Below are 7,876 nucleotides of genomic sequence, written 5' to 3'. Positions count from 1 at the left end.
TTACTTGGGGAATGTGGGTGTAAGCTAGTTGCGCTCGAAGCGCTGCGGTGAAATCGGGAGCAGGCGAATAATTGGAGAGCCCATAACTATATAGGAGCACGCTCTCAGCTTCGGTATCTGGAGCAACCCGGCATAGATACCGTTCGGCATTGCCGGTGATCACCGCGTCCGGTGCAAACAAGTCAAGCAAGTCGGGTTGGAACCCGGGGCTGCGTACGTAGAGGATGTCGCGAAAGAATGTAGAAAGAGACGCTAAGTTACGAGCCATGAAGCTGTCTCCGATAGCTAGTAGCCGCTTGCTGCTCGCAGCATGTGGATGATGCATGATCATGATATTGCCAGTATTGCCTGTTAAACTCGGACGGTTGTTCCAGAGTTGGGCGCAACGACTATTAGGCCGCAGGAAGTCTTCTTCAACGCTCTCGTTCGTACCTGCCATTATGGCCAAATCACCAAGCCAATGCTTTTTGACGGTGTCCATATTGGCCTGCGGATCATGCGTCCATCCTAGGGTCCGGATCATCAGCTCAGAAAACATGGCACAACCAGTAGCAGCCATGTGCGTATCGTGGGGCATAAAAATCTGTTTGGAAGACTTCTCCGCCTTAAGCATTTCTTCGGGGTAGAGGCAGATATCACCAAGCCCAGCATGTTCGACAGCCGAGCGATAATGTCGCCCAAACAGACTATGCACCTTTCCACTGAGAGGCTCTGGTAGATATTCGGTCATCACCACCGGCTTCGATGGAAAAACCATATGCATGTAGGGTAAGCGCCGCTCAGCGCAGATTGTGCGGCGTGACTTCAGGCTAGAGACGAAGTTCTCAACCGATCCCGAGGTCACCGGAGCGCCCATCAGGTGATCAAACTGCCGCTGCCCGCCGTTCCACAAGAACTTCCATCCGTCAGTACCAAATAGGACATTCTTGTAGATGTCCCCAGGAGCGAATGTCTCTGGCCGGACATCCAACTGCTGTATATTCATGCCGAGACTACCTTTTCTTGCCACTCTTTGGACTAATTGTTCTATTCTCTGAACCTTGATCTGAGTTCAAGAAACTATGGTCTGCACGTCTTCCAAAGTGCATGATCGCATCCGATGCGTGCTGCTGACTGTGCAAAGTAGGTGTTGCCTGCGTAGGTCAGACTTGCTAAGACACACAGGCAGAAGTACGCGCCGAGGGTAAATCCCTGCGGCGCTTTTTCATTTCCATACCTAAGCCAATCATCCCCATCCGCCCTGGTCCTCCCGGGCGGGGAGGGCGTGGTCCCGGCCCCTCGCCGCGCGGACCCCCTCCGAAATCAACGAGGCCAACCATGACCGTTTGCAAGAAATGCCAAGGCAAGGGCGCCGTGAAAGCTGCGCCCTACCCGTCCCGGCGCGACCTGCCGTGCTTCTGGTTCGCCAAGGGTGCACGGACCTGTCCGACATGTGACGGCACGGGCGAGACTGGTGATGGAGGCCAGGATGTCAGAGCGGAATGAAGGCGGTCGGCCCGCCAAGACGTTGTCCTACGAGCAGGAAGTGCAGCTTGAAGCGCTGGCCTCGGTGCTGACAATCGAGCAGATCGCCCACCGGTTCGGCATGTCGCGGTCTACTCTGTCCAAGATCATGGCCGAGGACCCGGAGATCCGCGCGCGGTTCGACATGGGCAAAGCAAAGGCCATTGAGGAGATCGGCGGCAAGCTGATGGACAAGTGCCGGAAGGGCGATACGGCCTCGATCATCTTCTTCCTGAAAACACAGGCAGGGTGGCGCGAGACTAGTAAGGTGGAACTGAGCGGCCCCGCAGGCGGCCCGGTCCAGACGCTCGACGTGTCGAAGCTCTCCGACGCCACCCTGGCGGAAATGCTGGCGGTTGCAGATGCTCAGAAAGAGGACCTTCCCGGCGATTGACCTGATCGCCTTGGAGCGCGAGGCATGCCGCCGGTCACTGGCAACCTTCGCAAAGCGCGCCTGGAACATTCTGGAGCCTGCCACCCCGCTCAAGTGGGGCTGGGCGCTGGACGCCATCTGCGAGCATCTGGAAGCCGTCACCCGCGGCGACATCACCCGGCTACTGATGAACGTGCCGCCGGGCACCATGAAATCGTTGCTGACCGGGGTTATTTGGCCCGCGTGGGAATGGGGGCCCGCCGGGCTGCCGCAGCATCGCTTCCTCGGCACCAGCCACCTGCAGAACCTCGCGGTGCGCGACAACCTCAAGTGCCGCCGCCTGATCGAGAGCCAGTGGTTCCAGGACCGCTGGCCTGTTGCCATGACGGCGGACGAGAACCGCAAGACCAAGTTCGAAAACACCGCCACCGGCTTTCGTGAAGCGATGGCCTTCACCAGCATGACGGGCGCGCGCGGCGACCGGGTGATCCTGGACGATCCGCTGAGCGCGCATGCCGCGAACAGCGAGGCCGAGCTTCTTGACGCCGAACTGGCGTTCCTCGAAACCCTGCCGACCCGGATCAACAACGACCGCTCCGCCATCGTGGTCATCATGCAGCGCCTGCACGAGCGGGACACCTCGGGGCTGATCCTGTCGAAGGCTCTGCCCTACACGCATCTCTGCCTGCCGATGCGCTTCGAGGCTGAACGGCGGTGCCGGACCTCGATCGGGTTCACCGATCCGCGCACCACCGAGAGCGAGCTGCTGTTCCCGGACCGGTTTCCGGAGCCGCAGGTCGCGGAACTGGAGCGGACCCTTGGCAGCTACGCGACCGCCGGTCAGCTGCAGCAGCGACCAGTGCCGCGGGGCGGGGGTCTGTTCAAGAAGAGCTGGTTCACCCCCGTCAAGGCATTGCCAGTGGGCTGCCGGTTCGTACGGGGATGGGACCTGGCGGCAACCGAAGACAAGGAAGCGGCGGCCACCGCTGGCGTGCTGATCGCACGGGCGCCGGACGGACGGTTCATCATCGTGGATTCGACACGGGAGCAACTGGGGCCCATGGGAGTCGAGCGGCTGATGAAGGCGACTGCCGAGCAGGATCGGGCCGCGTATGGGGCCGTCCGCGGCTCCTACCCGCAAGACCCCGGGCAGGCGGGCAAGGCGCAGGCGCAGCACATCATGCGCCACGTCCTGACCGGCTTCGACTACCACTTCAGCCCCGAGAGCGGGGACAAGGAGACGCGCGCTCTGCCCCTCGCCGCACAGGCCGAGGCGGGCAACGTGTTTCTGCTGGAGGGGCCTTGGAATGATGCCTTCCTCGATGAGGTCGCGGTGTTCCCGATGGGCAAATGGAAAGACCAGGTCGACGCGGCCAGCCGCGCCTTCACCGAGCTGACGACGGCACCGAAGCCGACCGAGACCAGAACGACGACGATAGTAGGGATGTACTGAGCGATGACAGGCACCGTCGACACCAAGCACCCGGACTATCTCGACCGCGTCGACGAATGGGCTCTCATGCGCGACTGCGCCCGCGGCGAGACAGCGGTGAAGGCCGCAGGCGAGCGGTACCTGCCGATGCCCTCCGGGTTCCGCGTCCAGGAGGACGGTGGCGTAAAGATGTTCGAGGCCTACCAGACGCGAGCCCAGTTCTCGGAGATCCTGGCGCCGACGATCCGTGGCATGATCGGCGTCATCCACCGCACCGAGGCGCAGATCGACATGCCACCTGCCATGCAGGGGCTGTGGGAGCGCGCCACTGCCGATGGTCTGCCCTTGGAGGCCCTGCACCGCCGGATTACGGCCGAGCTGCTGCTGACCGGGCGGTATGGGTTGCTAGCCGATGCTGCGTCAGAAGGCTCGGACCTGCCATGGTTGGCGGGCTACACCACCGAGGCGCTGATCAATTGGTCTCCCGCACGCGACTTCTTCGTGCTGGACGAGAGTGGGCTGTCCCGGGATGGCTTCTCGTGGAAGCAGCATAAGGCATACCGGGTGCTGCGGCTCGATGAAGGCCGCTACTCCGTCGAGAAGTACGATGGCAAGGAGCAGGGTGGCGAGACTGTGCAACCGACCGCGCGCGGCGGGGCGGCCCTCACGGCCATTCCGCTGGTGGTCATGGGCCCGCAGGATCTGTCCGTATCCCCGCAGGAGCCGCCGCTGATCGGTGTCGCCCGCGCCGCGCTGGCCATGTACCGGCTGGACGCAGACTATCGGCACCAGCTCTACATGACGGGTCAGGAGACGCTGGTCATCATCAACGGCGACGCACCCCCGGCGGTTGGCGCTGGCGTGGTCATCAGCCTGATTGCCAGCAAGGACGATCATGCACCGGACGCCAAGTATGTCGGGCCGTCCGGTACCGGCATCACGGCTCACAGACAAGCGATCCTTGACGAGCGCGACAATGCCGCCTTGGCCGGGGCGCGCCTCTTCGACAGTGAGAAGCGGTCAGCGGAGAGCGGTGACGCGCTGCGCATCCGCTACGCGGCGCAGACTGCCACGCTGACATCGGTCGCCCTGACCAGCGCCCAGGGACTGGAGAAGGCCCTGCGGCACATCGCGGTGATGATCGGCGCGGACCCCAATCAGGTTGTGGTGAAGCCGAACCTGTCCTTCGTGGATGCGGGCATGACGCCTGAGCAGGCGGAGGCGCTGGTCCGGATCTGGCAGGCTGGCGCTATAAGCTACCAGACGCTGTATGAGAACTTACAGCGAGGAGAGTTGGCCAGCGCGGAGCGGAGTTTCGAAGAGGAGATGACGCGCATGGATCCTCCTGACCTGTCAGTGTGATCGTTTTGCGCTTCGCCTCCAACAGGCATCGACCTTCGTTCACGCGGGAGGAACATGCTGTCTGATTTTGTCCTCGACAGACGGTTCGTCGACACCACACCGGAATGCCGCGGCTCGGTCTGACACGACCCTGGCACGCTCATTAGCGCTTCCGCCTTCATTTGCGGACACGTAGCCGACGATGCAACCCTCGCCGTCTGGTTGAGCAACTTTCGACACGACGAGGATCTGGGTGGTCCATTCGCCGTCGCCGTCGGAGAGCGAGAACCGTTGGATAGCTGCAACTGGCACAACTTCGCCGTTCAACGTACCCATCCGCCATTCGACAGTCGGGTGCGCATAGTTGAATGCGCCGAAGGTGGGCATGCTTGACTGCTCGGAAGATCCATATGTGACCGACTGACGACCATCGCTGTCGCGGATAATGTAGGTGTAGCCTGCAACACCGGGGCAGCGAATATCGACCCAGAAGCCCTCATTATCTGGAGAGCTGGCTATTACTTCGCAGTCACGGTCGACATGGTTCCGGGTGTACTCGCTGATGAGTTCCGCCGCAGCCGCAGGCATGGCTCCGAAGGCAGCAGCAACAATCAAGGGTCTCATGGGGTCACTCCATTTGCGAGCAGGCTGCATCGCAGATGCAACCTAGACAACACTTGTATTTAGCTCGCCCGGTTTACCGCGGCGGGCTTTTTCATGCCGGCAGTGCCCGGCTCAACCACAGGAGACGGCCAGTGGCCCTGAAAGCAATCATCGACAGCCTCGACAGTGTCGAGGAGCAGTACCGTGACCTCTACGAGGAGAAGGACGGCAAGTACGTCCTCGCCGTCGAGGGGATCGAAGCCCACCCCGGAGCCGCCGCTCTGAAGTCGGCGCTGGACCGGGTGCGCGGCGAAAAGCGCACACTCAGCGAAAAGCTGACGGCGGTGGAGGGGCGGCTGGACGGACTCCCCGACGACTTCGATGTCGACGAGTACGAGCGCTTGAAGGGTGCGGCCGAGGGCAAGGAGCCGCCGAAGATCGACGAGCGCCTGGACCGCCAGAAAGCTGAGCTGGAGAAGAAGCACAGGATTGAGCTGGAGAAGCGTGACGCCCGGATCAGCAAGCTGGACGGCACCCTCCGCAAGTCTCTGGTCGATGACGGCCTGACCAAGGCCCTGATCGATTCTGGCGTGTCGAAGGAGTTCCTGCCGGCGGCCAAGGCGCTGCTGAAGGAGCGCGGAGCGGTCAAGTTGATCGAAGAGAACGATGAGTTTCAGGTTCTCGCAGACGACGGCATCGATGATCGCATGCCACTGACCAAGTTCGTCGCCAACTGGGTCGGTGATGAGGGCAAGCATTTCGTTGCCAAGGCCACCGGCGGCGATGCCAAGGGCGGAGAGGCAAAGCGGTTCACCGAGAACCCCTTCGACCCCAAGAACCCGAACCGGACGAAGCAGCAGGAGCTGATCGTCCAGAACGACCTCAGGGCCCGCCAGATGGCCGAGGCCGTGGGCGTGACGCCCTACTGGTAAGACCCCTGCGCCAGTGGCGCTGATTTCGAGGCCTGCGCCCAGTGGGGCAGCCTAGCCGACCCCACTTTTGCAACCCGAAATAGGAGCCTGTCATGGCAACTACGAGACTCTCGGATGTGATCTACGGCCCCTTGTTCCTGCCGACGACCATCCATCGCATCGCGCAACTTTCCCGCATCCGCAACTCGCCCATCGTCTCGACCGATGCTGAACTGCAGCGCTTCGCCAACAGTCCCGGCGACCTGGTGCAGATGCCGTTCTGGAACGATCTGACCGGCAACTCGAACGTCTCGACGGACGATCCGGCCCAGAACGCCATTCCGAACAAGCTGACCCAGGGCCAGGACATGGCTCGCAAGATCCGCCGCAACAACGGCTGGCAGTCGGCCAACCTGGTCGCTTCGATGCTGGCGGAGGATCCGCTGGACGCCGTGGCGCAACTGATCGCCGAGTACTGGGTGCGCGAGGAGCAGCGCATCATGGGCCTGCAGATGCGCGGTGTGTTCACCTCGCCCGGCATGGCCGGCAACGTGCTGGACGTGGCCTCCGAGGACGGCGCCGTCACCCCGGTCCGCTTCGATGCCGAGATCGCTTCGAACGCCTATGCTCTGCTGGGCGAGTATGGCACCACCCTGTCGGCCGCCCTGATGCACTCGCGGGTGTTCTTCAACCTGCGGGCCGCCCGGGCGATCGAGCGGTTCAAGGACCCGGCCACCGGCCTGGAGTTCGACACCTGGGACGGCAAGATTGTCTACGTTTCGGACCAGTGCCCCCGCGAGCCCGGCGACACCAGCGGCTTCAAGTACACCACCTACCTCTTCGGCAACGGGGCCATCGGCTATGCCGAAGCCACCGGCGAGGGTGGTCCGAAGAAGCCCGTAGAGGTCCAGAGCGACGCCTCGGCCGGCAACGGCGAAGGCGTCGAGACGGTCTGGTACCGCCGGCACTGGGTCATGCACCCCCGTGGCGTGTCGTTCAGCGGCACCCCGGCCTCGGCATCGGGCGTCAACGACACCGAGCTGGGCGGCGGCGCGAACTGGACACGGGTCTATGATCCAAAGCTGGTCCGCATGGTCGCCGTTGTGACCAACGGTTGAGGGCAGGGGCCTCGGCCCCTACGTCTTCCCATTTCAGAAACACGGAGAAGCATCATGGACACCCATGACAACGACCCTCTGCTTGCCGAGGCCATCGCGCGTCGCGACGAGAGCCGGGCAATGATCCTGCAGTCGCGCGCCCAGGCCAGCGGCACCGCAATGGACCGGCTGGCCGACGCGTTCGGCAAGATGGCCGATCAGGCGACTGCCGAGGCCCGTAAGTCGGCCGAGGCCGCGGACAAGGTCGAGCCAGTGCGCCCCGATCCCGAGGGCACCGCCCGCCTGCTGGCGGATAGCGAGGGCCACTTCGCGCCGAACGCCGAGGTCGCGGCCACCGGCGGCACCGGCATCAAGGCCAGCAACACCAACGTCGGTACCGGCAAGCCTGCGAACAGCGCGGACGAGGCGGGCGAGGCCATCACCGAGGGCGCACAGGCCATCATCGGCGACCAGCCGGTTGGCGACGACCTCGACACCCTGTCCGACGAGGATCTTCGCGCGCGCTACCAGGGCGTGTTGGGCGAGAAGCCCCACCACGCCGCGGGCCGCGCGACGATGATCGCACGCATCGCGGACAAGCAGGGCTGATCTTCGG

General features: G+C 63.1%; 8 protein-coding genes. 6 read left to right on the top strand and 2 right to left on the bottom strand.

Annotated elements, in window-relative coordinates; genetic code table 11:
• On the bottom strand, nucleotides 1-985 hold a 985-nt coding region (locus TW83_RS09115; protein WP_045982457.1), incomplete at its 3' end, for a hypothetical protein.
• Nucleotides 986-1,468: 483 nt separating this feature from the next.
• Between TW83_RS09115 and TW83_RS09110 the strand changes: the two genes are divergently transcribed.
• From TW83_RS09110 to TW83_RS09100, 3 genes are read left to right on the top strand one after another with little or no spacing between them, the layout of a single operon-like run.
• On the top strand, nucleotides 1,469-1,897 hold the full coding sequence (locus tag TW83_RS09110; protein ID WP_045982456.1) for a hypothetical protein: 429 nt from the start codon (nucleotides 1,469-1,471) through the stop codon (nucleotides 1,895-1,897).
• Nucleotides 1,866-3,329: a phage terminase large subunit gene (gene terL, locus TW83_RS09105; RefSeq protein WP_052714788.1), complete on the top strand. Its 1,464-nt coding sequence runs from the start codon at nucleotides 1,866-1,868 to the stop codon at nucleotides 3,327-3,329. Before TW83_RS09110 ends, terL begins: the two co-directional genes overlap by 32 nt.
• Nucleotides 3,330-3,332: 3 nt before the next feature.
• Nucleotides 3,333-4,670, top strand: coding sequence for a DUF4055 domain-containing protein (locus tag TW83_RS09100; RefSeq protein ID WP_045982455.1), 1,338 nt, complete (start codon nucleotides 3,333-3,335; stop codon nucleotides 4,668-4,670).
• A 39-nt stretch (nucleotides 4,671-4,709) separates the two neighbouring features.
• Here the strand turns inward: TW83_RS09100 and TW83_RS09095 are convergent, their stop codons facing one another.
• Nucleotides 4,710-5,273 carry a hypothetical protein gene (locus tag TW83_RS09095; RefSeq protein ID WP_045982454.1) on the bottom strand — a complete coding sequence of 188 codons (564 nt, stop codon included), beginning with the start codon at nucleotides 5,271-5,273 and terminating at the stop codon, nucleotides 4,710-4,712.
• Between the two features lie 131 nt (nucleotides 5,274-5,404).
• Here TW83_RS09095 and TW83_RS09090 point away from each other — a divergent pair, with 131 nt between their 5' ends.
• The 3 genes from TW83_RS09090 (at nucleotide 5,405) to TW83_RS09080 (ending at nucleotide 7,869) form a co-directional block, all read left to right on the top strand.
• Nucleotides 5,405-6,184 (top strand): hypothetical protein, encoded by a 780-nt coding sequence (locus TW83_RS09090; RefSeq protein WP_045982453.1) that lies wholly within the window; start codon nucleotides 5,405-5,407, stop codon nucleotides 6,182-6,184.
• A 92-nt stretch (nucleotides 6,185-6,276) separates the two neighbouring features.
• The gene (locus TW83_RS09085; RefSeq protein ID WP_157001472.1) at nucleotides 6,277-7,281 is read left to right on the top strand and encodes a hypothetical protein; all 1,005 of its coding nucleotides are present in this window, start codon (nucleotides 6,277-6,279) and stop codon (nucleotides 7,279-7,281) included.
• A 54-nt stretch (nucleotides 7,282-7,335) separates the two neighbouring features.
• The gene (locus TW83_RS09080) at nucleotides 7,336-7,869 is read left to right on the top strand and encodes a hypothetical protein (RefSeq protein ID WP_045982451.1); all 534 of its coding nucleotides are present in this window, start codon (nucleotides 7,336-7,338) and stop codon (nucleotides 7,867-7,869) included.
• The last annotated feature ends 7 nt before the right edge of the window (nucleotides 7,870-7,876 follow it).

Origin of the sequence: Paracoccus sp. S4493 (assembly GCF_000967735.1) — a bacterium.
Lineage (GTDB): Bacteria > Pseudomonadota > Alphaproteobacteria > Rhodobacterales > Rhodobacteraceae > Paracoccus > Paracoccus marcusii.
Note: the sequence above shows the minus strand (reverse complement) of the source record. Positions and strands in the feature narration are given on the sequence as shown.